Raw genomic sequence first — 20,682 nt, 5'->3', positions numbered from 1 at the left:
CGCCTCGCTGGCGCTCGGCTCCGCCGTTCCTGCAGACGCTGTGTTGTTGGTTCGCTCGCTGCGCTCACTCACCTCTTGACGCCCTTACCGATGACATGCGCGTCGTACTGCGGGTGCTTCTCCAGGTAAGCCTTGATGAACGGGCACAGCGGCCGGATCACCCGGCCGCGCTCGACCACATCCTCGACCGCGTGCTTGGCCAACGTGCTGCCGAGCCCCTTGCCGGAGAACGCGCCGTCGACCTCGGTGTGCGTGAACACCATCTCGTCGTCGCGCTCCTCGTACTCGGCGAACCCGGCGAGATCGCCGCCGTAGAACACCTCGTACCGGTGCTTCTCGTCGTTGCGGACAACCTTGGATTCCGAGGCGGCTGCGGTCATGGTCGACTTCTCCTTCGGTGCGTGTACCGGATGTCTGCTGAGTATCGACACGCGATTGAACGCGCCGATCGTGGTGGCGGCCCAGACGATGACGGACAGCTGGTCGTCGGTCAGATATTTGCGAGCGAAAGCGTACTCACGTTCCATCGTGTGCTCGTCGGGCAGCGTGGCGGTGATTTCGGCCAGCGCGAGCGCGGCCTGTTCCATCGGCGAATACAGCTCGGTGCGCCGCCAGGCGGGCAGCACGGCGAGTTCCTGGTCGGTGTTCCCGGCGGCGAGCGCGGCGCGCTGGTGCGTGTCCAGGCAGAAGGCGCAGCCGTTGATCTGGGAAACCCGCACATTGATCAGCTCGATGAGTTTGCGATCCAAGCCGACAGCGGCGCCCGCGGCGCGTACTTCGCTCGCGACCGTGCTCAGTGCGCGGAATGCGGTGGGCGTCTGCTTGTCGATCCAGACGCGGTCATGCGGTACATCGGGCTTCACTCCACTGGATGTTAGTAGCCCGCGGCACCGGGTGCCCGGCAGGGGCACGTTCAAACGGACTGAGGTCCGGGTTCATTTACACCGGCATACAGAACTCGTAGAGATCGTTCGCCGCCTCTCGCCCGGCCCGCTGAACCGGACAAATATTGAGGGTTCAGCGAAGGAGAAACGTCATGAGGTTCCGCAACCGCACCGCCCCCACCCTGGTCGCCGCCTGCCGCCGCAGCGCGCACCGAATCTGGGCCAGGCAGGATCTCACGCCCCAGGAGCGGGCGAACCTCATGGTCGGGTGGACCCCGCCCGCGATCATCAGCGCCTCGCTCGGCGGGCGAACGTTTCACTGACACAGCGCGGCCCGGCGATCGAGACAACGCGGCCCCGGCGATCCGAACCCGGGTCGCCGGGGCCGTCTGGTTGTGCCTAGATCTCGGTGAAGCGCCGCAGCTGGAACGGCTCGACCAGGATCTGGTCCAGTGCCGCGGCGCACTGCTTCAGATGCGGGGTCTCGAAGTGTGCCGCCAAGGCGTCGGCGTCGACCCATTCCTCCAGCAGCACCACCCGGCTCGGATCGGTCGGGTGCAGGTACAACTCATAACCGAGGCAACCTTTCTCGGCGATGGTCGGCTCGATCATGTTCCGCAACACCTCGTGCAACTCGGCTTCGTGACCTTGCTTCGCGGTGAAGCGGACATTGAGCGTCAGCGTGGACACGGTGAACTCCTGATCTGTTGTGGTGCTTGCTATTCCCGGCCCGCGGAGACGAAAGACAGGTCCGCGGCCCGGTTCCCGGCCACCTGGTCCGCGATCGGCTCCAGCGTCGCCAGTTCGTCGGCGGTCAGCTCGATGGTCGCGGCCGCGACATTCTCGGCGAGCCGAGTCCTGCTGCGGGTACCGGGAATCGGAACCACCGACAGGTCGCGCACCCGGGCCTGTGCGTGCAGCCAGGCCAGCGCGACCTGTGCCAGGGTACCGCCGTGCGCCTCGGCGATGGCGCGCAGCGGAGCGAGCAGCTCGGCGTTACGGGCCGCGTTGTCCTCGGCGAAGCGCGGAAACGACCGCCGCACATCGCCTTCCGCGAGGGTCGGGACCGCGCCGGTCAGGAAGCCACGGCCGAGCGGCGAGTACGGCACAAAGGTCACGCCGAGCTCGGACGCGGTGGGCACCACGGTCTGCTCGACATCCCTGGAGAAGATCGACCATTCGGACTGCACGGCCGCGATCGGATGCACGGCCTGCGCCGCGCGCAGCTCGGGCCCGGTCACCTCGGACAGGCCGATCGCGCGAATCTTGCCCTGCTGCAACAGCTCTGCCAGCACGCCGACGGTGTCCTCGATCGGCACCTGCGGACTGCGCCGGTGCATGTAGTACAGGTCGATGGTGTCGATGCCGAGCCTGCGCAGACTGCCCTCCACCGCCTTGCGGATGTAATCCGCCGTGTTGTCGATGCCGCGGTAGGCCGGGTCGTCGGCCTTGCGGACGATGCCGAACTTGGTGGCCAGCACCACCCGGTCGCGGTTGGCCCGCACGAACTCGCTGAGGAACTCCTCGTTGTGCCCCGCGCCGTAAACGTCGGCGGTGTCGAACAGCGTGACGCCCAGTTCCAGCGCCCGGTCCAGCGTCGCCCGTGACTCGGTGAAGTCGGAGCTCCCGTAGAACTCGCTGATCCCCATGCAGCCCAGGCCCTGCACGCTCACCTCGATGCCGTTGGCGCCCAGTGTGGTCGTCGGCAATTTTTCGGCGGTCGTCATACGGTGATCCCTTCAGTGTCACGCACCGTGATCGTGGCCGGGCGGGCGAGCTGTGCCTTGCCCTCGTAGATGTCGATCTTGTAATCCAATACGGCCACGGTCTGCTGAAGTTCATCGATCTTGGCGAGCACCTCGGCGCGGGTATTGCGGAACATCGCCAGCCGCTCGGGGAACGTCGATTCCCCGGCACGCACCAGCTCGGCGTAGCGGACCATGTCCGCCACCGACATTCCCGTGGTGCGCAGCCGGCCGATCAACGCGAGCCATTCCAGGTCCCGATTGCTGAACCGCCGCTTACCGGCATGGTCCCGGCCGATGTAATCCATCAGTCCGATCCGCTCGTACCAGCGCAGCGTGTCCCGGCTGAGCCCCGACCGCTCGGCCACCTCCCCGATCGAAAACCGAGGAAGTTCCCAGTCGCTACCTCGCCCCTGCAATGCGGCTTCACCCACGACACTCGCCTTTCTCATAGAACCCCGTCGACGCTACTCACCTGGAGTGCACTCCAAGCAAGTCCAATGTACGCAGAAACCGTCGTCGGGTTCCGGCCGACTGTGTACCTTGCGTGGGACACTGGGAGCTGACCAGGGGTGGGACGAGCTGAGGAGCGAGGGTGACGGCACTTCCGGAGCCAGGGCAGCTGCTGACGATTGCCGACTACATGGCGCTCGGAGAAGACGACGAGCGTTGCCGTAGGGAGCTGCAAGAGGGGGTACTCAATATTTCGCCGTCGCCCACGCCGGACCACAACATTGTCAGTGGCGATCTCTATGTCCAGGTGAAACCTCAGCTTCCACCTGACTTGGTCGCCGTGCCCGATGTCGACCTCAACCTGCAGTTGGTACCTGAGGATGGGCCCGCCACGGTCCGTCGGCCGGATCTAGTTGTGGTCGAACGGAGCGAGCGCAAACGAGTCCGTTCCGAAGGTGGGATTCTGCGAGCGCACGCTGCCCGTCTTGTCGTCGAAATCGTCTCGCCGGGCTCCCGGCGAACGGATTACGTCACGAAGCGCAGCGAGTACGCCGACGCTGGAATACCGCACTACTGGATCATCGACCTGAATCCGCCGCTCAGTTTGGCGGCGTTCCGGCTGACCGAAGAACTCGGCTACGTCGACGACGGCGAGGTGACCGACGTGTTCATGACCACCTCGCCGTGCCCGCTGACCATCCATTTGGATCAGTTGGACCAATTGGACTGAACAGCGTCGTCGGAGGACGCCGCTGCTAGCCCTGGAAGGGAATCGTACCGTCGCTTTGGATCAAAACCCCACGCTCAGTTGTACTTCGGCAATTCCTGTATCGCCCACCGATTCCCATCCGGGTCGGCGAAGTACGTGAACTTGCCCCAGTCGAGCGTCTCCACCGGCGTCGCGTCCACCCCGGCAGCCACCAGCTCCTTGTACGCGTCCTCGGCGCTGGAAACCACGATCTGCATCCCGCGCACGCTTCCCGGCGCGGCTTCGGTGATCCCCTCGCCGATGCAGATCGAGCACCCGGACCCGGGCGGTGTGAGCTGCACGAATCGCAGGTTCTCGGTGACCCGGTGGTCGTGATCCGCGTTGAATCCGATCTTGGTGTAGAAGTCCTTCGCGCGATCGACGTCGGTCACGGGAATCGCGATGAGCTCGATTTTCCAATCCATCGCCCGAGCATCTCATCGGTCACCGACAAAGTCCGGCCTTCCGGCCTACCCTGGGGACATGCCTGGTAAGGACGTCAACCGGATCAGGGCCCGCTCGGCCCTGGCAACGGTCAAGGAAAGCCCGGTGATCACCGCCATCGCGGTGGCACCGGTGGTGCTCGCTCTCGCCGTCGTGTGGTGGCTGCTCGGCGGGTTCGCCGCGTTCGTGCTGCTGGTCGTCCTCGGCGTGGTCGTGGTGGTCGGCGGCAAGTTGCTGAACTGACCGGCCGCTCAGCGGGGGATGTGGAAACGCACCAGCTCACCGGTTCCCGGATCGACCTGCGTCCATGGCCGGTCGAATTCCAGCACGGCCAGCGCCGAGGTGGGGAACTTGCGGCTGAGCTCGACAGCGGGCGTCGAACTCCGATTGCTCGCCAACTCCCATGCCGTCCACGGCATTCCGGGCGCGTGCCCGATCACCAGCAGCGTCGACACGTCGTCGTCGCTGAGCTGCACCAGCTCGATGAGGCTTTGCGGGGAGGCCTCGTAGATCCCCGCCTCGTAGACCACCGGCGCGTCGATACCGGTGGCCGCCAGCGTTTCCCTGGTGCGCGTCGCGGTGGAACATCGCACCGCGTCGATCGGCGGCTGGGTTTTGCGCAACCACTCGCCCGCCAGCCCAGCTTCGCGTTGTCCGCGCGGCGCCAGCGGGCGTTCGTGGTCGCCGATACCGTCGGGATATGCCGACTTGCCGTGTCGCATGAGGATCAGAGTCCGCACCATGGAGATACCGTAAGGCCTCCGGTCACATGGCCTCGAACACACTCGAGGCAAACTGAAAGCGGCGTCACATCGCGGTGGTCCCGCTGCGTGACGTTTCTGTCCACCTCCGCCCACCGGGTGGCCTACAGCCCACGTACATCTTCGAGGATCTGCACAATATGGCCTACGTAATCACGCAGCGTTGTTGCAACGACGCCAGCTGCGTTTCCGAGTGCCCTGTCGATTGCATCCGTCCGACCCCGGACCAACCGGAGTTCGCGACGACCGAGATGCTCTACATCGACCCCGACACCTGTATCGACTGCGGTGCGTGCGTCGATGCGTGCCCGGTGGAGGCGATCTTCTCCGAGGACGACCTGACCGCATCGCTGGCCAGATACCGCGACATCAATGCCGCCTATTTCGAACGGCATCCGCTGGAGTCGAACTTCGATCCGATCGTCACCCCGCCGCGGCCGCCGAAGGAACTCGGCACCCTGCGGGTCGCGATCGTCGGTGCCGGCCCCGCGGCCTGCTACGCCGCCGACGAGCTGCTGCGCAGGGCGGACGTGGAGATCGAGATGTTCGACCGGGTGCCGACCCCGTGGGGGCTGGTCCGGGCGGGCGTCGCGCCCGATCACCCGGGCACCAAGACGGTGTCGAGCTTGTTCGAGTCCGCGTTCCGGCGCGAGAGCCTGCAGTACTACCTCAATGTCGAGATCGGCACGCACATCTCGCACGAGGAACTGCTGCGCCACCACCACGCCGTCATCTACGCGGTCGGCGCGTCCACCGACCGCCGCCTCGATGTGCCGGGTGAGGACCTGCCCGGCAGCCATTCGGCCACCGAGTTCGTCGCCTGGTACAACGGCCACCCCGACTTCGCCGACCGGCAGTTCGACCTGTCCGGCGAGCGGGCGGTGATCGTCGGCAACGGCAATGTCGCGCTCGACGTCGCGCGCGTGCTGACCGTCGACCCGGACGAGCTGGCCAAGACCGACATCGCCGACCACGCGCTGGACGCCCTGCGGCGCAGCAATATTCGCGAGGTCGTCGTGCTCGGCCGCCGCGGCCCGCTGCAGGCGGCGTACACGTCGTCGGAGTTCCTCGCGCTGGCTCACCTGAAGGGCATCGACGTGGTCGTCGACGAGTCCGATCTCGCGCTCGATCACGCCAGCCAGGCACTGCTGGACGACCCGGACGTCGAGCCGTCGCTGAAGCTCAAGTACACCCTCGCCGAGGAGTACGCGGGCGCCCCGCGCGACCCGAGCCACAAGCGGATCGTCTTCCGCTACCTGGCCTCGCCCACCGCGCTCACCGGCACCGAGCACGTCGAGGCGATCGAGTTCACGCACAACGAATTGTTCGAGGAGAACGGCCAATTGGTGGCCCGGTCCACCGACCGCACCGAGCGGATCGAGGCCTCGCTGGTGCTGCGTTCCATCGGGTATCGCGGCGCGGCCGTCGCCGACGTGCCGTTCGACGAGCGGCGCGGCGTCATGCCGAATGAACACGGCCGGGTGCTCGACACCGACGGCACCCCGCTGTCCGGTGTGTACGCGAGCGGCTGGATCAAGCGCGGCCCGCGCGGTGTCATCGGCTCGAACCGGACCGATGCCGAGGAAACCGTGGAGAACTTGATCGCCGACTTCACCAGCGGCAAACTCGGTGCGCCCGAGGCGAATCGAGCGGCGCTGCAGGCGTTGCTCGGTGAGCGGCAGGCCGATCTGGTGGATCGGGAAGGCTGGCGCGCGATCGATCAGGCCGAGCGGGCCGCAGGCAAGTCCGCGGGACGACCGCGGGTCAAGTTCACCACCCGCGCGGATCTGCTGAAGGCCGCGCGCGGCTGAGACGAACGGTGCCGCCGACCGGAGCCGCGAGTTCCGGTCGGCCGTTGCCTATTCGGGCGGCAGCGGCATGATGCGGACGACGGTCGTCGTCGTGCCGCCGACCACGAACCACAGCCGCAGCACCGGTCGCCCGGTGCGATCGCCCGGCTCGAAGCGGCTGCGCACGGTCACGTGCTGGCGGGCGAGCACCGGCGCGACGTACTCGATGACCGCGCGATGCGGACCGGCGAGCAGCTTGGGGTACTCGACCATGAACTGTTCCACCGCCTGCCAGTAGCAGGCGTTGTTGACGTGGTTGTACTGGTCGATATCGGTCGCGCGCACCGGAAATGGCATGTCGGTGTCCGACTCCGAGGGCGCGGTGTCGGTCAGATACGGACGCCAGCGCAGCCGGTGCTCCTGCGTGGTCTGCGCCAGATAAGCCAGGCCCTCGTCGCTGATCCGCGCGGGCATCCCGGTCGACTCGCTGATATTGATCCAGAAGCCCTCGGTCTCGATCAGCCCACCGTTCGCGCTGGTGACCCGCACCCGCATGTTCGTCCAGCGGGTCGACATCGCCGAGCACCAGCGCAGCAGCCGCACCTCGTCCGGCCACAGGATCGGCCGGATCACGTCGATCACCGTGCGGCGCACAATCCAATTCGGATCGCTGCGGCTCAAGAACGTTTTATGCAGATTTTCCCAGGCGATGTCCTGCAGGTAGCGGGCGACGGCGTCGAATCGCAGCCGGGCGTAGGGGTCCACATCGCCCGCCCGGATAGGCCACGCCGAAGCAAAGCCCATGCCCTCCTGGGGAAGCGGGGCGAGTGGCTGATCGAGTGACACTGGTGCTCCTCGCGCTGCACGGTGTGCCGCGTTCTTCGTGTGGTGCTGTTGTGAGACGACTTTACGGGTCGTACGTCACACCATCGCGTCGAGTGCGTAGGTAGCCGACGGTATGCCCGCGAACAACGCCGCTACCAGGCATCATGGACGCCATGAACGATTCGGATCTGCCCGGCCAACTCGGCAAACCCGCTGAACGAGCCCTGGCCGCAGCCGGAATCCGCCACCTCGACGACCTCACCTCCTGGACCGAGCGCGACCTCGCCGCACTGCACGGTGTAGGCCCGACCGCCGTCACCAAACTCCGCAGCGCCCTAGCCGCCCGCAACCAAACCTTCGCCTGACAAGCACCGCGCCGGCTCCCGGCCGTCCGGCGACACCAAGACGTGTCACAGCCACACCGGTACGATCCGCAGCAGGCACGACAGGGGAGGACAACGGTGAAGCCGCTCGGCCGTCACGACCCGCGCACGGCAGGCCGCCACCAGTTGATCGCGGTCATCGGCCAGGGCGCCATGGGTCGCGTGCTGCTCGGCCGCTCGCCCGACGGTCGCCTGGTCGCGGTCAAGATGATCCATCGCCACCTCGCCAAGAATCCCGAGTTCCGCGCTCGCTTCCGCCTGGAAGTGCAGGCCTCCCAACGCGTCACCGGCGCGTACACCGCCGCCGTGATGGACGCCGACCCGGACGCCCAAGAACCGTGGCTGGCCTCGGTTTTCGTGCCCGGCCCCTCGCTGCGCGAAGCCATCGATCAGCACGGTCCGATGCCGCTCGGCGGGCTGCGTTTGCTCACCGCGGGTCTCGGTTCCGCGCTGCTGGAAATCCACCGTGCGGGCATGATCCACCGCGACCTCAAACCCTCCAATGTTCTGCTCGCGGAAGACGGCCCGCGCGTCATCGATTTCGGCATCGCCCGCGCGCTGGAAGCCGACCTCCAGATCACCAGCACCGGAACGCTGGTCGGCTCCCCGGCCTTCATGTCGCCAGAACAGGCGTCAGGCCACGAACTCAGCACCGCCAGTGACGTTTTCTCGGTCGGTGCGATGCTGGTCATGGCGGCGACGGGGGAGAGCCCGTTCCTCGGCGCCTCGGCACCACAGACCCTGTACAACGTGGTGCACAACCACCCGGACACGAGTCGCGTGCCCGCGCCATTGCGTCCCATCGTGGACGCCTGCCTGGACAAGAACCCCGCGCGGCGCCCCGAGCCGAGGCAGTTGATCGACGCGGTAGGGGCGATCACCGGGCGCTCCGGGTGGCCCGCCGGTGTCCGGCAGCAGATCACCCGGGATCGGGCGGACGCCGAACGCTGGGTCGACAGCGGTGGTGTGCTGCCGGATGCACCGCCTCGTCGTACCGCGAGATGGGTTGCCGCAGCGGCTGTTCTGGTGCTGCTGCTAGCTGGTACGGTCACCGCCGTGCTGGTCAGCCACAACCCGCCGCCAACCGGTCCGCTGGCGAATCGCACGCTGGAACTGACGGATGAACAACTGCGTCTCACCGATACTTGCGCGCTGGTCGGCAACGACGTCGTCGGCAAGTTGGGGCAGCCCGTCAAACCTGAGTTGGCGGATTCTTCGATCTGCGGCACGAAATTCATCGAGCAGGGCGGGCGGCAAACGCAGCTGACCGTGGGGGTCGGGATATCGGTTGCCGGGAAACAGCTCAGCGAACAGGTCGCCGGAAAATCCATGATGGACACCACGGTTGCCGCGGGTTCATGCGGGCGGGCGGTTGCGGTACGTGACCGGCCGCAACTAGGTGTCGAGGTGAAAGTCAGTGCGGCCGAAGGTGATTCCTGCAAGTTGGCTACGGACGCATTGAAAGCCGTCGTTACCCGTCTGGTGACGAGTCCGCCGAGCGTGAATCCGCTGAAACAGTCGGTCGTACGGATGATTCCGTGTGAGTCGGTGGATCAGGCTGTCGTCGTCGCGTATGTCGGACCTGAGGCGCGACCTGCGCCGGTCGACGCGCACACCTGTACCTGGGCGGGAAGTCCGTTCACGATCACGGTGCACACTGCCGAGGGCAAACGAGTCGATCTCGACCAGAAGTACACCAGACTCCTGCTGAAGGCCGGCAAGCTCGGCGACCTACCATCAGCGCGTCGGATAGATCCAGATGGCACGTGTGCTACCTACCATCTGGTACGGCCGACTATCGAAGATCGAGGAGACCAGATCGCCGTGACCGCGCAACCGAACGGAGCCGGCGCTACCGAGACAGCTTGTGCCACAACCGAATCGATACTCGACGGTGTCGTGGCCCGACTGAGGAGCTTGTGATGGTGACACCCCTCGAGCGCGATGAACCCCAGCGGATCGGCAGGTACCGGCTGCTCGGCCAGCTCGGTTCCGGCGGAATGGGGCGGGTGCTGCTCGGTGTCGGCCCAGACGGCCGACTGGTTGCGATCAAACAGGTGCATCAACATCTGGTGACCGAGGAGGACTTCCTGCCTCGGTTCCGCCGAGAGGTGCAGACCTCCGCGCAGGTCTCGGGCGCTTTCACTGCCGCGGTGATCGATTTCGACGTGGAATCGGAAGAACCCTGGCTCGCTTCCGTTTTCGTGCCTGGGGTACCCCTGGACCAGGCGGTCAAGGACTACGGACCGCTCACCTCGGACGAGCTGCACAAGTTGGCGATCGGACTCGCCTCGGCACTGCAGGCCATCCATGGAGTCGGCCTCATCCACCGGGATCTCAAGCCCGCCAACGTGATTCTCGCCGAGGACGGGCCGAGGGTCATCGACTTCGGTATCGCGCGGGCGGTCGAGGGCCGATCCGAGCTCACCCACACCGGCTCGATCATCGGTTCGCCGGCCTTCATGTCGCCAGAACAGGCGCAGTCGCTACCGCTGACACCGGCCAGCGACATGTTTTCCCTGGGAGCCGTTCTCGCGATGGCCGCTGGTGGCTCGAGCCCCTTCGCTGGATCCTCGCTGCCGCACACGCTCTACAACATCGTGCACACCGAACCCGACCTCAGCGGATTGTCGGCCGAGGTGCGGGAATTGGTGTCCCCGTGCCTGAGCAAGGATCCGCAGGAGCGCCCGTCGCCTGCCCAGCTCCTCGACTTCCTCGGCCCGCTACCACCGCAGCATCGACCGTGGTCGGCCCAGGTGCACAAGGCGATCGGCGAACAGGAAGCGGAGATGTCGGCGTTGCTGGCAGATCCGGAAGCCACCCAGATCGTCGGAGCCGACCCGTCGCCCGTCGCGGGGTCGCAGAGCGTCGACGACTTCGAGCAGCGATTGCTGGCGCTCGTCGAGATCCAACGCGCAGGCACGTTGCGTAAGCGGCGAAAGCGGGCCCTGATCGCGGCCTCGGCGGTGGTTGCCTTGGTCGCGGCCGTTCTCGCGGGAACTGCCCTGTTCGGTGGTAGCGACGATCAGCCGACCGGACCGTCGGTGAATCCGCTTGCGGCACTGAATCTCACGAAGCTCCGCTCGATCGACCTGTGTGCCGCGGTGAAAGAACCGCTGGTCTCGTCGCTAGGGGCGTGGACGAAAGGGCCGAGCTCTGCGCAATGGGGCTCGTGCGCCGCCCAAGCAGACGGATATCAGTTCTCCTTCGACATCAAACGCATCGAGGGCTACCGAGACAATGGTCAGCGTGCGGCAGGGGTCCCGGTGCTGGAGGACGTGGCCGACGGAACCGACCGCTGCGGGCGGGCCCTCCTTCCCGCGAAAACGGATCCGCAGTTCGGAATCGCGGTAATGGTGCAGGGCGCACAATCCGACAAGTTGTGCGGCGTCGCGGACGAGGCTGCCGCCGAGCTTGCCCATCGGATGACCGCACAAACGCCGCAGCTCCCGAACATTCGCAGCTCACTTGCTCGGCAAGATCCTTGCGCGCTGGTCGATTCGATTGTTGTCAAGCTGAACATCGGGGATCAAGTCCGCGGTGCCCCGGATCTGCTGCACACCTGCAAATGGATCTCGAACGGCACCGTCACCGTTTCGCTCGAGCGCTCGAAGATCCTGGTGCCGACTGAAAAGCCGATACCATTCGACCTCGGTGGCGGAAATATCACCTTCTTGGATGAGGCGGAATTGAGTTCGCCGACATGTGTACGCCGCGGAGAGTATCGCCGCATCGATGACAGTGATGCAGAGGTGGTGACAGTGCAGGTCGACAATCCGGTATTGACGGAGCACCCCGAATTCAGATGTCTCACAGCGCAGTTGGTGCTGCAGAACGTGTTGGACAACCTGCCACGGGTGAGTCGATGAACCGGAATTCACGAGCGGCCATGACAGTCTGCGCAGTCCTCGCCGCCGCAGTCGGGGCGGGTGGCTGTGCTTCGACGGTGGGCGGGGCCGGTAGTGCCGCCGAGGTCGACGTGCGAACCCTGGACACCGGCGTGTTTCCCACCGAGCAGCCCAAAATCTCGGCTCATCTCGATGAGATCGGTTACGCGCGGCTCGAGGCCGCGCGAATGGCTGGTGCGGTCCTGAGTCCCAGCGAGGTAGACGCGAAGTACACCGTCGGGGCGTCCGCACAGGTGCACACGGATGTGCAATCGGTGACGCGGTATCTGGCCGAGCCGGTGATCCCGGTGTTGCAGAAATATGGCTTCGTCCTGGGTTTTTCGACCGGCTCGGCCGATGATGTCCGGCCACTCGAGGCGGCGGAGGCCGGCAGTCGTCAACGTGAGGGCCTCACCGTCACCGTGTTGCGTTTCCCGGACGCGACAGCGGCCAAGTCGGCGGCAGCCGAAATCGACGCCGTCGACTTCGCGATCAATCCGGAAAACGTCGCCGTCCAACTGCCCAAGTACGCTGACGCACGGGCACATTGGCGTCCGTCGGTGCCGACGCTGGGCAGCACGACAGCACACGGAATCTATGTGATCAGTGTCCTCGCGGATACGCGGACAACAGACATCAATCGGCTGGTCGAGGCGAGCCAGAAGTATCTCGATGCCGAGGTGCGCGAGCTCGACAAGTTCACGCCGACACCGACCGGAAAGTTCAGCACACTGCGCCAGGATCCCGACGGTGTGCTCGTCCGAGTCATGCACGACGGAGGTGTTGTCCATGCACCCGATGGACAGGGCGAGGTGGTGCTGACCTTGCGCGGATACCTGAATTACGTCCAGGATCAACCGGGCCGACTGCCGGTATTGCAGCGGGCGGGAGTCGATCGGGTCGCCGTGACGCCCGACGCGTTCGGTTTCCGCGCCCGAGACGATGCCGCAGCGGCACAATTTGTCAGCGAGTCAGCGGAACTCGGCAATGTCGTGGACCGCCGTGCGGTAGATCCGCCGGCTGATGTGCCTGGCGCGTCGTGCGTACAAGACTATGTCGCGCAAAAACCCGCACAGTTCAGATGCTTTGTCTCCTACCGGCGATACGCGGCCCTGGTGCTCGGTGGCCGATTGTGGGAGACGCAGCAACGGGCGGCCGCACAGTACGCGTTGCTGGCCAACAGCCAGGGATGACCGTCGGCACTGCGGTCAGTAGCCCTGGTACGCGCGCCCTTGATCGACCGCCACTACGCCTGGAACGTTGTTGACCGAGCCATAGGTGGCGATCGAATAGCGAACGCCCGCGATAATGTTGTCCACCGGGTTCCAAATGTCGTCGTGGCCAGGTGCCTTATAGGCGTTGAAGGTGCTGTCGATGGTCTGCATCAGCCCCTTCGACGGGTGTCCCGCCGCCCAGTTGCTATCCCATTGGTTTTCCGCGTAGGGGTTACCCGTCGATTCATGTTCGATGATCATGGCGATGGCCCGCTCATCGATATCCTTGGGGTCATAACCCATTTCGATGAGCTTCTGCTTGGCCTCCGCGATCCATTTCGCCATATCGCCGCTCGGCATCGCACCGGTCGGCGCGGATGAACTCGGACTCCCCGAACCGCTGTGGCTACTGCTGTACGGACTTCCGGAAGACGATCCGGAGTTGTTGTGATTCCCCATCGCGTAATTCGGCTTGTGCGACGAAGGCGACGGAGAGTTGTTGCTCACCGAAGCAGGCGAGCTCACGCTGGCAGGCACCGTACTGGCCGGTGGCGCCACGTTCGCGCTGGGCTCACCGAGCCCGCTGAACGCCTGCTCCAACTTGGCCACCGCGCCGTCTACCTGCGTCTTCGCTTGGCCCGCCACGGTTTCCGCGGTCTTCAGCGCATTGGTCAGTTCCCAGGTCCTGGACGCGGCCAGCAGTGATTCCTGGAAAACGAGCCCCTCCACGTTCGCCTTGTCCGAATGCTCACGCAGAGCCGCGATCCGGGTGGTGGCGTTGACGGTGCCGTTGGCCTCCACGTCGAACGGCGGCGTCTGGTTGATCGCGTCGTCGCGCAGTTGGATCACCTTGTTCTTCGCCTCGACCAGGTTCTGTGTCTGGGAGGTGAAGGCGGTCTTCAATTCCAGCAGTGCGGCACTGACCGCGGAGGAGCGAGTCTTCTCGGTGTCCATCCGCGCGTTCGCGGCGGCGCCCGCCGTTCCGGACCACTTCTTGCCGTCTTCCAGCGATTTCGTCTGCGTGGAGCCTTTGCCGACCGCGGTGTCGAGGCTTTGCGACATCGTTCCGGCTTGTTCGCCCGCGGCGGTGAGCTGTTCGGGCTTCCAGTTCGCTACGTCCGGGATGCTGAGGGTCATGAGGACAGTCCGATCGCGCGGAGCTTCGCGGCGAAATCGTCTTCGGCCAGTTCGTATTTCCCGGCGGCGTTGTGCAAATTGTCGGCGATGGTGGTCAGCCTTCCGCCGATCCGCTGCAGGCAGCGATTGACAACATCGTTGGCCTGGTTTGCCGCGGTACCGAATTCGGTGCCGGGTAGCGCGCCGGCCGCGGCCGATAGCGCTCCCCCCGCGTTCAGTCCGGTCACCTCCCCGGCTTCGGTGCCGAGTGTTTGCGCGAACGATCGCAGTGCGCCCGGATCTACCTGCACACTTGTCGACGCTGGTTGATTGCGCTCGACCATGAGTCCCCCTTCACGCCCGACCATAGGTCGCGGTCAGCATAGCAAAACGGAGTCGGCCGAACAGGGCCCTCGGGCGGGCCTGGACTGCCAAACGCTGACAGGTTGGGCAGGCCGAGTCGGCGCGGGTTACGTTGATCACGGCGGCACCGACGCGGAGACAGGCCGGTGCCACGACAGAGAGGTCGACAGATGCGCGCAGCCCAGGTCAGCAAGCTGGAGGGACCGGAGTCGGTCGAGATCGTGGACGTCCCGGAGCCCAAGGCGTACCCGGGGGGCGTGGTGATCGACGTGCACGCGGCCGGTGTCGCGTTCCCGGACGTGCTGATGACGCGTGGGCTGTATCAGATGAAGCCGGAACTGCCGTTCGTCGTCGGCGGCGAGGTCGCGGGCATCGTGCGCGAAGCGCCGGCAGACGCGCACGTCAAGGCGGGCGACCGGGTTGTCGCGCTGACGCTGCTCGGCAATGCCATGGCAGAGGTGGCAGTCGCGCCGACCCAGATGGTGTTCAAGCTGCCGGACAACATCTCCCTCGAGGCAGGGGCAGGCATCCTGTTCAACGACCTCACCGTGCAGTTCTGCCTGCGCAAGCGCGGCAGGCTGGCCGAGGGCGAGACGGTGCTCGTGCACGGCGCCGCGGGCGGCATCGGCACCTCGACGCTGCGGATGGCGGCCGCGCTCGGCGCGGGCCGGGTGATCGCGGTGGTCAGCACCGAGGCCAAGGCCGAGGTGGCCCGCGCCAACGGCGCCACCGATGTGGTGCTTGCCGATGGTTGGCTCGCGGCGGTCAAGGAGCTCACCGGCGGCCGCGGCGTGGACATTGTGCTCGACCCGGTGGGTGGCGACCGGTTCACCGACAGCGTGCGTTCGCTCGCTTCGGCGGGCCGCCTGCTGGTGGTCGGCTTCACCGCGGGCGAGATCCCCACCGTGAAGGTGAATCGACTGCTGCTGAAGAATGTCGAGGTGATCGGCGCGGCCTGGGGCGAATGGGTGATGACGCACCCCGGTTACCTGACCGAGCAGTGGGCCGAGGTGGCACCGCTGCTCGCCGCGGGCAAGATCGAGGCGCCGAAGCCGGTGCTCTACCCGCTGGAGCGGGCCGCCGAAGCGATCGCCTCGCTGGACAACCGCACCGCGACCGGCAAAGTCGTGGTCACGCTCCGCTGACGCGAATCCTGGCCCACCTGTCGCCCGGCCGCTGGGATGTCGCGCATGCTGTCTAACCGAACACTGAACCGCACACTATTGGCCCGCCAGCACTTGCTGGAGCGCTCGCAGCTCACGGCGCACCAGATGTGCGACCACCTTGTCGGTCTGCAAGCGCAGGACTCACCGCCGCCGTTCGTCGGATTGTGGAGTCGCATAGCGGATTTCGACCCGGCGGTGGTGTCGGACGCGCTGGAGGACCGTTCGCTGGTCCGAATCACCTTGATGCGCGGCACCATTCACCTGGTGACCCCGCCGGACGCGCTGCGGATCGCGCCGCACGTCCAGCCTGAACTCGAAAAGATCCCCTTCCGAAAGGGTTTCAACTACGGCGCGATGGTCGGCCTCGATCCCGACGAGGTGCGTGCGCACGGCGAACGGGTATTCGGCGACGAACCGATGTCCGCCGCCGCGCTGCGACAGCATGCCGCCGAGATCTACCCGGACCGCAACCCCGGCATGGTCGTGCAGACCTGGCTCATTCAGCTGCCGGTCCTGCAGACCCCGCCGCGTGGCAAATGGAAGGACAACAGCAGACCGATCTGGTCCAGGGCCGAGCCGTGGCTCGGCGCGCCGCTCGACCCGGCCTATCCGTTGGCGCAGTTGCTCCTTCGCTACCTGCGCGCCTTCGGTCCCGCTTCAACCATGGACATGCAGACCTGGTCGAAGCTGCTCGGCATGAAGCAGGCGATCGAACGGCTCGGCGACCGCGTGCGCACCTACACCGACGAGCGCGGCCGCACCCTCTACGACGTCGCCGACGGCGAACTGGCCGATCCGGAACTCCCCGTGCCGGTGCGGCTGCTCGGCTGGTACGACAACGCCGTTCTCTCCCACCAGGATCGGACCAGAATCGTACCCGAGGGCGGCGGATCGCCGCTGCGTGCTTTCGCCTCCGCGGTCGCCCCGGTGCTGGTCGACGGCTATCTCTCCGGCCTGTACAAGATCTTCCCAGAAGCCGCTACGGCACGCCTGCGCATCAGCCCCACCCGCACGTGGACGAAGGCCGAGCGTGCGGCGGTGGAAGCCGAATCCCACGCGCTGCTCGGCTTCACGGAGCCCGACAAGGAACCGCGCGTGGAGATCCTGGAGGTCGACGCCGACCTGCGCCCCTGATCCGCTACGGCGTCCGCACCCCGCGGCGAAACCGCAACTCGGGCACCGGACGCCCCGACCCCATGAGCAGATGCTCGTACACATTGATCGTGACGAGCACGGCTGCCGTCAGCGCGACAACGACGATCGCGGGTAGCAACGACGACACCGCCGCGACCGCGATGAGGGCCGCGGCGGTGACCACCCGCCCCAGTGCGGGCGCCCCGACCGTCCGCCAGCGAGTGAACACGAACGTCGCGACGAACAGCGCCGCACCACCCGGCGCCAGCACCGCCGCCACGCCGTGTGCGGTGTGCCCCGGATCTGCGGCCGCGTGCCCGAGCCCGACAGCTACCGCCACCAGTGCCGCTACCAGCGCGAAATGCCCGTAGCTCAGCACATCCCGCATGATCAGCCCCGGCGCCGATCGCGTCGCCAGCGCGTGCTCGATCACCTTCGAGGTGAATTGGAAATACAGCCACCACAATCCGGCGCCGACCACGAAGCCGAGCACCAGCGCGGTCACCACCGGCACCGTCAACCCGGTGGACGCGGCCTGCGCCCCCGCGTCCACCACCGACTCGCCGAGCGCGATGATGACGACCAACCCGAACCGCTCCGAAAGGTGCGAGACGCCAAGGGTTCTGCCACGCAGCGCTCGGCTGTAGAACAGCGGCGCGCCGAGCTGCACGACCAGCGCACCGGTCCATACCCACAGTCGAAGATGTTCGGGCAGTGGGACGCTCGCGAAGATCGCGACTCCGGTCACCAGTCCGACACTGAACGGATTTATCGCGGTCTCGAACGTGTGCGCCCGCATGGTCGCGACGAGCAGCACGATCCGCAACACCAGATGCGCCGACGCGAAAACCATTGCCGCGCCCCGTGGTTGATCGAGCGCCGAGGGCGCCGCCACCGCCATCAGGAAGATGCACAGGCCGCTGGTGAACAGCACCAGTCGCTGCGCGTGCGTCTCCTCGACATTGTTGACCAGGACGGTCACCCCGACCCAGCCCCACCACAGCGGCGCGAGCAGCACCAGCGCGTGCCCGAGCGCGCCGATCGAGGGCTGGTGCGCGAGCACGTGCGCGGTTTGCGTGACCGCGAAGACGAGCACCAGGTCGAAGAACAGCTCCGCCCAGGTCGCGCGGGCATGGGGTGTGCTGGATTCGGTTGTCGTCTCGCTCATCACCGGTCTCGCCGTCGATCTCTCGCGACGAACATCCGCACCGCCGCTCAGCGAGCGTAGACGCCCGGCTACCTTTCGTGCGCCGCGCGATAGGCAGGCGCCTTCGTGTTTCCCGCCGGATCGAGCGTGCGCAACAGCGGCAGCGTGCGAAACGGCACCACGGTGGACAGGACGATGACGCTGTGTGACCGCACCACCGACGTGGTCCGGTCGATGCTCAGCAGCACCGACTGCAGCCCGGCGTGCGAGTCCGCGCCGATCCGGCACCACACGTCGCCGGTGCCGGTGGTCGCGTAGGCCTCCAAAACCCCTGGGATCGTTTCCAGTTCGGCCGCGACCGCGTCCAGCGCGCCCTGCGCGATCTCCAACGTTACGAACGCCTGCACGTCGAAACCCGCTGCGGTGACGTCGATTTGCGGATCGTAGGAGGCGATGACCCCGGATTCCTCCATCCGCCCGATCCTGGACTGCACGGTCGCCCTGGCGACCCGCGTCCGTCGGGACAGTTCGAGGATGCCCGCTTTCTGGTATTCGTGCATCGCGGTCAGAATCGCGAGATCGAGTTCGTCAAGTTTCGCCGGCGTTCGTGACATGGCGGCCTCCGTTCCGAGCACAGGCTGGGCTTCCAGCCATGGATAGCACCAGCCAGCTGATGCTATTCAAATTGTCCAGCATTCAGGGGGACTTCCTAGCCGAATTCGCCAGAGTGTCTATCGAAAATCGCCGCTGTTGCCTATCGGCCGACCCTGACGATTACTTGGTGCATGACCATCGAGCAGATGCCCAACGCCCAGTCCAGCACGGCGCCGAGCACCGGCCCCACCGACACTGAGCTGCGCAAGCTCGTCGGTTTGGTGGACCACGACACCAGCGTCGACAACTTCCCGGTGATCGGCTGGGACGCCCTCGTCTGGGTCGTCGGCAACGCGACGCAGACCGCGCATTTCCTGGAATCCGCCTTCGGCATGCGCCTGGAGGCCTATTCCGGTCCGGAGACCGGCAATCGCGACCACAAGGCGTACGTGCTGCGCAGCGGCGGCGCCCGGTTCGTCGTCAAGGGCGCGGTCGACCCGGACAGCCCGCTGGTCGCGCACCACGACCGGCACGGCGACGGCGTCATCGATATCGCGCTCGAGGTGCCCGATGTGGACCGCTGCATCGAATGGGCGCGCACCCACGGCGCCACCGTCGTCGTCGAACCGCATGACGAGACAGACGAATTCGGCACCGTCCGGTCCGCCGCCATCGCCACCTACGGCGAGACCCGGCACACGCTGGTCGACCGTTCCGGCTACAACGGCCCTTATCTGCCCGGCTACGTCACCCGTCGCGCGGGCTACCAGCCCAGGGAAGGCGCGCCGAACCGGCTGTTCCAGGCGATCGACCACGTCGTCGGGAACGTGGAGCTCGGTCAGATGGACGAGTGGGTCGAGTTCTACCGCCGCGTCATGGGTTTCACGAATATGGCCGAGTTCGTCGGCGACGATATCGCCACCGAATACTCCGCCCTGATGAGCAAGGTCGTCGCCAACGGCAACCACCGGGTGAAGTTCCCGCTCAACGAGCCCGCGGTCAGCAAGAAGAAGTCCCAGATCGACGAGTACCTCGAGTTCTATCGCGGTCCCGGCGTCCAGCACATCGCGCTCGCCACCGGCGACATCCTGGCCTGTGTCGACGCACTGCGCCGCGAAGGCATCGAGTTCCTCGACGCGCCCGACTCCTACTACGAGGACCCGGAACTGCGCGCCAGGATCGGCCACGTCCGCGTTCCGGTGGAGGAACTGCAGAGCCGAGGCATCCTGGTCGACCGCGACGAAGACGGTTATCTGCTGCAGATTTTCACCAAGCCGATCACCGACCGCCCGACCGTTTTCTTCGAGCTGATCGAGCGGCACGGCTCGCTCGGTTTCGGCAAGGGCAACTTCAAGGCCCTCTTCGAGGCGATCGAACGTGAACAGGACGCCCGCGGCAACCTGTGATCGGTTGTGGCCCTGAGTATCCGGCAGTACGCTGCTTGGCATTCGCCGGATGCTTAGGGGACTGCCGCAGTGCTCGAGAGATCTGCCGCCACCCTCGCACTGGCCGTCGCGCTCGCCCTCATAGCGAGCGCGACAGCCCAAGCCGACCCCGCCCCCACCTATTACCCCACCCTGGACGCCTGCCTGGTCGCCATGTCGAAATACAAGACGGGCCCGGCCCAATGCACCTACATCGATGCGATAGGCGGCTACGAACTCCGCGTCCCCGGCGGGTAGTGCTGATTAATTGCCGGTATATAAGGTGTTGGGCCCGGTCCAATCGTCGGTTTCAGCATGGCAATGCCAGTAGTGCGCGAGAGGCCCGTCGTCGTATGTAGCCCCGGCTTTGAGGCATTCAACGAGCGTCGGATAGAAGCCTAGGATGGCATTCGATGCAGTGGATTGCCCGGCGGCGCCGAGTAATCCGAGTGCGACAGCCGTGGCGACGACAGTCGACTTGATAACCATTTTCATGTGGCTTCCTCCATGGTCTCTCATCCGGCGTTGCGGATGATCGCAATCGAGGTTCGCGCTATGGATCGATGGCCCTGAATCAATCAGACACGCTGAATGACAGGTTCTT

At 66.0% G+C, this 20,682-nt stretch carries 24 protein-coding genes and 1 pseudogene; 12 read left to right on the top strand and 13 right to left on the bottom strand.

Annotated elements, in window-relative coordinates:
* Window positions 1–68: 68 nt before the first annotated feature.
* Window positions 69–380, bottom strand: a complete 312-nt coding sequence (locus tag ACIBCN_RS10410) for a GNAT family N-acetyltransferase (RefSeq protein ID WP_396991855.1) — start codon at window positions 378–380, stop codon at window positions 69–71.
* A 9-nt stretch (window positions 381–389) separates the two neighbouring features.
* A pseudogene (locus ACIBCN_RS10405) lies at window positions 390–863 on the bottom strand (carboxymuconolactone decarboxylase family protein); the annotation flags it as partial.
* 173 nt (window positions 864–1,036) lie between these two features.
* Between ACIBCN_RS10405 and ACIBCN_RS10400 the strand changes: the two are divergent.
* Window positions 1,037–1,207 carry a hypothetical protein gene (locus tag ACIBCN_RS10400; protein ID WP_375912535.1) on the top strand — a complete coding sequence of 57 codons (171 nt, stop codon included), beginning with the start codon at window positions 1,037–1,039 and terminating at the stop codon, window positions 1,205–1,207.
* Between the two features lie 76 nt (window positions 1,208–1,283).
* Here ACIBCN_RS10400 and ACIBCN_RS10395 read toward each other — a convergent pair whose 3' ends face one another.
* The 3 genes from ACIBCN_RS10395 to ACIBCN_RS10385 are packed head-to-tail and all read right to left on the bottom strand — an operon-like array spanning window position 1,284 to window position 3,063.
* A complete protein-coding gene (locus ACIBCN_RS10395; RefSeq protein ID WP_396991248.1) occupies window positions 1,284–1,574 on the bottom strand; it encodes a putative quinol monooxygenase in 291 nt (96 codons plus the stop codon).
* 29 nt (window positions 1,575–1,603) lie between these two features.
* Entirely contained in the window at window positions 1,604–2,611 is a 1,008-nt protein-coding gene (locus tag ACIBCN_RS10390) for an aldo/keto reductase (protein WP_396991247.1), read from the bottom strand.
* On the bottom strand, window positions 2,608–3,063 hold the full coding sequence (locus tag ACIBCN_RS10385) for a MerR family transcriptional regulator (RefSeq protein WP_396991246.1): 456 nt from the start codon (window positions 3,061–3,063) through the stop codon (window positions 2,608–2,610). Before ACIBCN_RS10385 ends, ACIBCN_RS10390 begins: the two co-directional genes overlap by 4 nt.
* Window positions 3,064–3,224: 161 nt before the next feature.
* On the opposite strand from ACIBCN_RS10385, the gene ACIBCN_RS10380 reads away from it, so the two are divergent.
* Window positions 3,225–3,812: a Uma2 family endonuclease gene (locus tag ACIBCN_RS10380; protein WP_396991245.1), complete on the top strand. Its 588-nt coding sequence runs from the start codon at window positions 3,225–3,227 to the stop codon at window positions 3,810–3,812.
* 74 nt (window positions 3,813–3,886) lie between these two features.
* On the opposite strand, the gene ACIBCN_RS10375 is transcribed toward ACIBCN_RS10380, so the two are convergent.
* Entirely contained in the window at window positions 3,887–4,255 is a 369-nt protein-coding gene (locus tag ACIBCN_RS10375) for a glyoxalase superfamily protein (protein WP_396991244.1), read from the bottom strand.
* A gap of 58 nt (window positions 4,256–4,313) precedes the next feature.
* On the opposite strand from ACIBCN_RS10375, the gene ACIBCN_RS10370 reads away from it, so the two are divergent.
* Window positions 4,314–4,517: a hypothetical protein gene (locus ACIBCN_RS10370; protein WP_396991243.1), complete on the top strand. Its 204-nt coding sequence runs from the start codon at window positions 4,314–4,316 to the stop codon at window positions 4,515–4,517.
* An 8-nt stretch (window positions 4,518–4,525) separates the two neighbouring features.
* Here the strand turns inward: ACIBCN_RS10370 and ACIBCN_RS10365 are convergent, their stop codons facing one another.
* Window positions 4,526–5,017 (bottom strand): SixA phosphatase family protein, encoded by a 492-nt coding sequence (locus ACIBCN_RS10365; RefSeq protein ID WP_396991242.1) that lies wholly within the window; start codon window positions 5,015–5,017, stop codon window positions 4,526–4,528.
* Window positions 5,018–5,175: 158 nt separating this feature from the next.
* On the opposite strand from ACIBCN_RS10365, the gene ACIBCN_RS10360 reads away from it, so the two are divergent.
* Complete coding sequence (locus tag ACIBCN_RS10360) at window positions 5,176–6,846, top strand: FAD-dependent oxidoreductase (protein ID WP_396991241.1); 1,671 nt, start codon at window positions 5,176–5,178, stop codon at window positions 6,844–6,846.
* 48 nt (window positions 6,847–6,894) lie between these two features.
* On the opposite strand, the gene ACIBCN_RS10355 is transcribed toward ACIBCN_RS10360, so the two are convergent.
* Window positions 6,895–7,671, bottom strand: a complete 777-nt coding sequence (locus ACIBCN_RS10355) for an acyl-[acyl-carrier-protein] thioesterase (protein WP_396991240.1) — start codon at window positions 7,669–7,671, stop codon at window positions 6,895–6,897.
* 152 nt (window positions 7,672–7,823) lie between these two features.
* Between ACIBCN_RS10355 and ACIBCN_RS10350 the strand changes: the two genes are divergently transcribed.
* From ACIBCN_RS10350 to ACIBCN_RS10335, 4 genes are all read left to right on the top strand, one after another.
* On the top strand, window positions 7,824–8,015 hold the full coding sequence (locus tag ACIBCN_RS10350) for a hypothetical protein (protein ID WP_396991239.1): 192 nt from the start codon (window positions 7,824–7,826) through the stop codon (window positions 8,013–8,015).
* 96 nt (window positions 8,016–8,111) lie between these two features.
* Window positions 8,112–9,956, top strand: a complete 1,845-nt coding sequence (locus ACIBCN_RS10345) for a serine/threonine-protein kinase (RefSeq protein ID WP_396991238.1) — start codon at window positions 8,112–8,114, stop codon at window positions 9,954–9,956.
* On the top strand, window positions 9,956–11,902 hold the full coding sequence (locus ACIBCN_RS10340) for a serine/threonine-protein kinase (RefSeq protein WP_396991237.1): 1,947 nt from the start codon (window positions 9,956–9,958) through the stop codon (window positions 11,900–11,902). The genes ACIBCN_RS10345 and ACIBCN_RS10340 overlap by 1 nt, the downstream gene beginning before the upstream one ends.
* Window positions 11,903–11,922: 20 nt before the next feature.
* The gene (locus ACIBCN_RS10335) at window positions 11,923–13,113 is read left to right on the top strand and encodes a hypothetical protein (RefSeq protein ID WP_396991236.1); all 1,191 of its coding nucleotides are present in this window, start codon (window positions 11,923–11,925) and stop codon (window positions 13,111–13,113) included.
* A 15-nt stretch (window positions 13,114–13,128) separates the two neighbouring features.
* Here the strand turns inward: ACIBCN_RS10335 and ACIBCN_RS10330 are convergent, their stop codons facing one another.
* Both ACIBCN_RS10330 and ACIBCN_RS10325 read right to left on the bottom strand, forming a co-directional pair.
* Window positions 13,129–14,271: a transglycosylase SLT domain-containing protein gene (locus ACIBCN_RS10330; RefSeq protein ID WP_396991235.1), complete on the bottom strand. Its 1,143-nt coding sequence runs from the start codon at window positions 14,269–14,271 to the stop codon at window positions 13,129–13,131.
* Window positions 14,268–14,594: a type VII secretion target gene (locus tag ACIBCN_RS10325; RefSeq protein WP_396991234.1), complete on the bottom strand. Its 327-nt coding sequence runs from the start codon at window positions 14,592–14,594 to the stop codon at window positions 14,268–14,270. Before ACIBCN_RS10325 ends, ACIBCN_RS10330 begins: the two co-directional genes overlap by 4 nt.
* 189 nt (window positions 14,595–14,783) lie before the next feature.
* Here ACIBCN_RS10325 and ACIBCN_RS10320 point away from each other — a divergent pair, with 189 nt between their 5' ends.
* Window positions 14,784–15,758, top strand: a complete 975-nt coding sequence (locus ACIBCN_RS10320; RefSeq protein WP_396991233.1) for an NADPH:quinone oxidoreductase family protein — start codon at window positions 14,784–14,786, stop codon at window positions 15,756–15,758.
* 45 nt (window positions 15,759–15,803) lie between these two features.
* On the top strand, window positions 15,804–16,913 hold the full coding sequence (locus tag ACIBCN_RS10315; protein ID WP_396991232.1) for a winged helix DNA-binding domain-containing protein: 1,110 nt from the start codon (window positions 15,804–15,806) through the stop codon (window positions 16,911–16,913).
* A 4-nt stretch (window positions 16,914–16,917) separates the two neighbouring features.
* Here the strand turns inward: ACIBCN_RS10315 and ACIBCN_RS10310 are convergent, their stop codons facing one another.
* Window positions 16,918–18,081, bottom strand: a complete 1,164-nt coding sequence (locus tag ACIBCN_RS10310) for a low temperature requirement protein A (protein ID WP_396991231.1) — start codon at window positions 18,079–18,081, stop codon at window positions 16,918–16,920.
* A 68-nt stretch (window positions 18,082–18,149) separates the two neighbouring features.
* Complete coding sequence (locus ACIBCN_RS10305) at window positions 18,150–18,674, bottom strand: Lrp/AsnC family transcriptional regulator (protein WP_396991230.1); 525 nt, start codon at window positions 18,672–18,674, stop codon at window positions 18,150–18,152.
* Between the two features lie 171 nt (window positions 18,675–18,845).
* Here ACIBCN_RS10305 and hppD point away from each other — a divergent pair, with 171 nt between their 5' ends.
* Together hppD and ACIBCN_RS10295 are read left to right on the top strand one after the other, a co-directional pair.
* On the top strand, window positions 18,846–20,060 hold the full coding sequence (gene hppD / locus ACIBCN_RS10300) for a 4-hydroxyphenylpyruvate dioxygenase (protein WP_396991229.1): 1,215 nt from the start codon (window positions 18,846–18,848) through the stop codon (window positions 20,058–20,060).
* 69 nt (window positions 20,061–20,129) lie between these two features.
* Window positions 20,130–20,336 carry a hypothetical protein gene (locus ACIBCN_RS10295; RefSeq protein WP_396991228.1) on the top strand — a complete coding sequence of 69 codons (207 nt, stop codon included), beginning with the start codon at window positions 20,130–20,132 and terminating at the stop codon, window positions 20,334–20,336.
* A gap of 6 nt (window positions 20,337–20,342) precedes the next feature.
* On the opposite strand, the gene ACIBCN_RS10290 is transcribed toward ACIBCN_RS10295, so the two are convergent.
* The gene (locus tag ACIBCN_RS10290; protein WP_396991227.1) at window positions 20,343–20,573 is read right to left on the bottom strand and encodes a hypothetical protein; all 231 of its coding nucleotides are present in this window, start codon (window positions 20,571–20,573) and stop codon (window positions 20,343–20,345) included.
* Window positions 20,574–20,682: the final 109 nt, after the last annotated feature.

This window comes from Nocardia sp. NPDC051052 (genome assembly GCF_044456045.1).
GTDB lineage: Bacteria > Actinomycetota > Actinomycetes > Mycobacteriales > Mycobacteriaceae > Nocardia.
The sequence above is the reverse complement of the archived record's forward strand: the minus strand, read 5'-3'. Positions and strand labels throughout refer to the sequence as shown.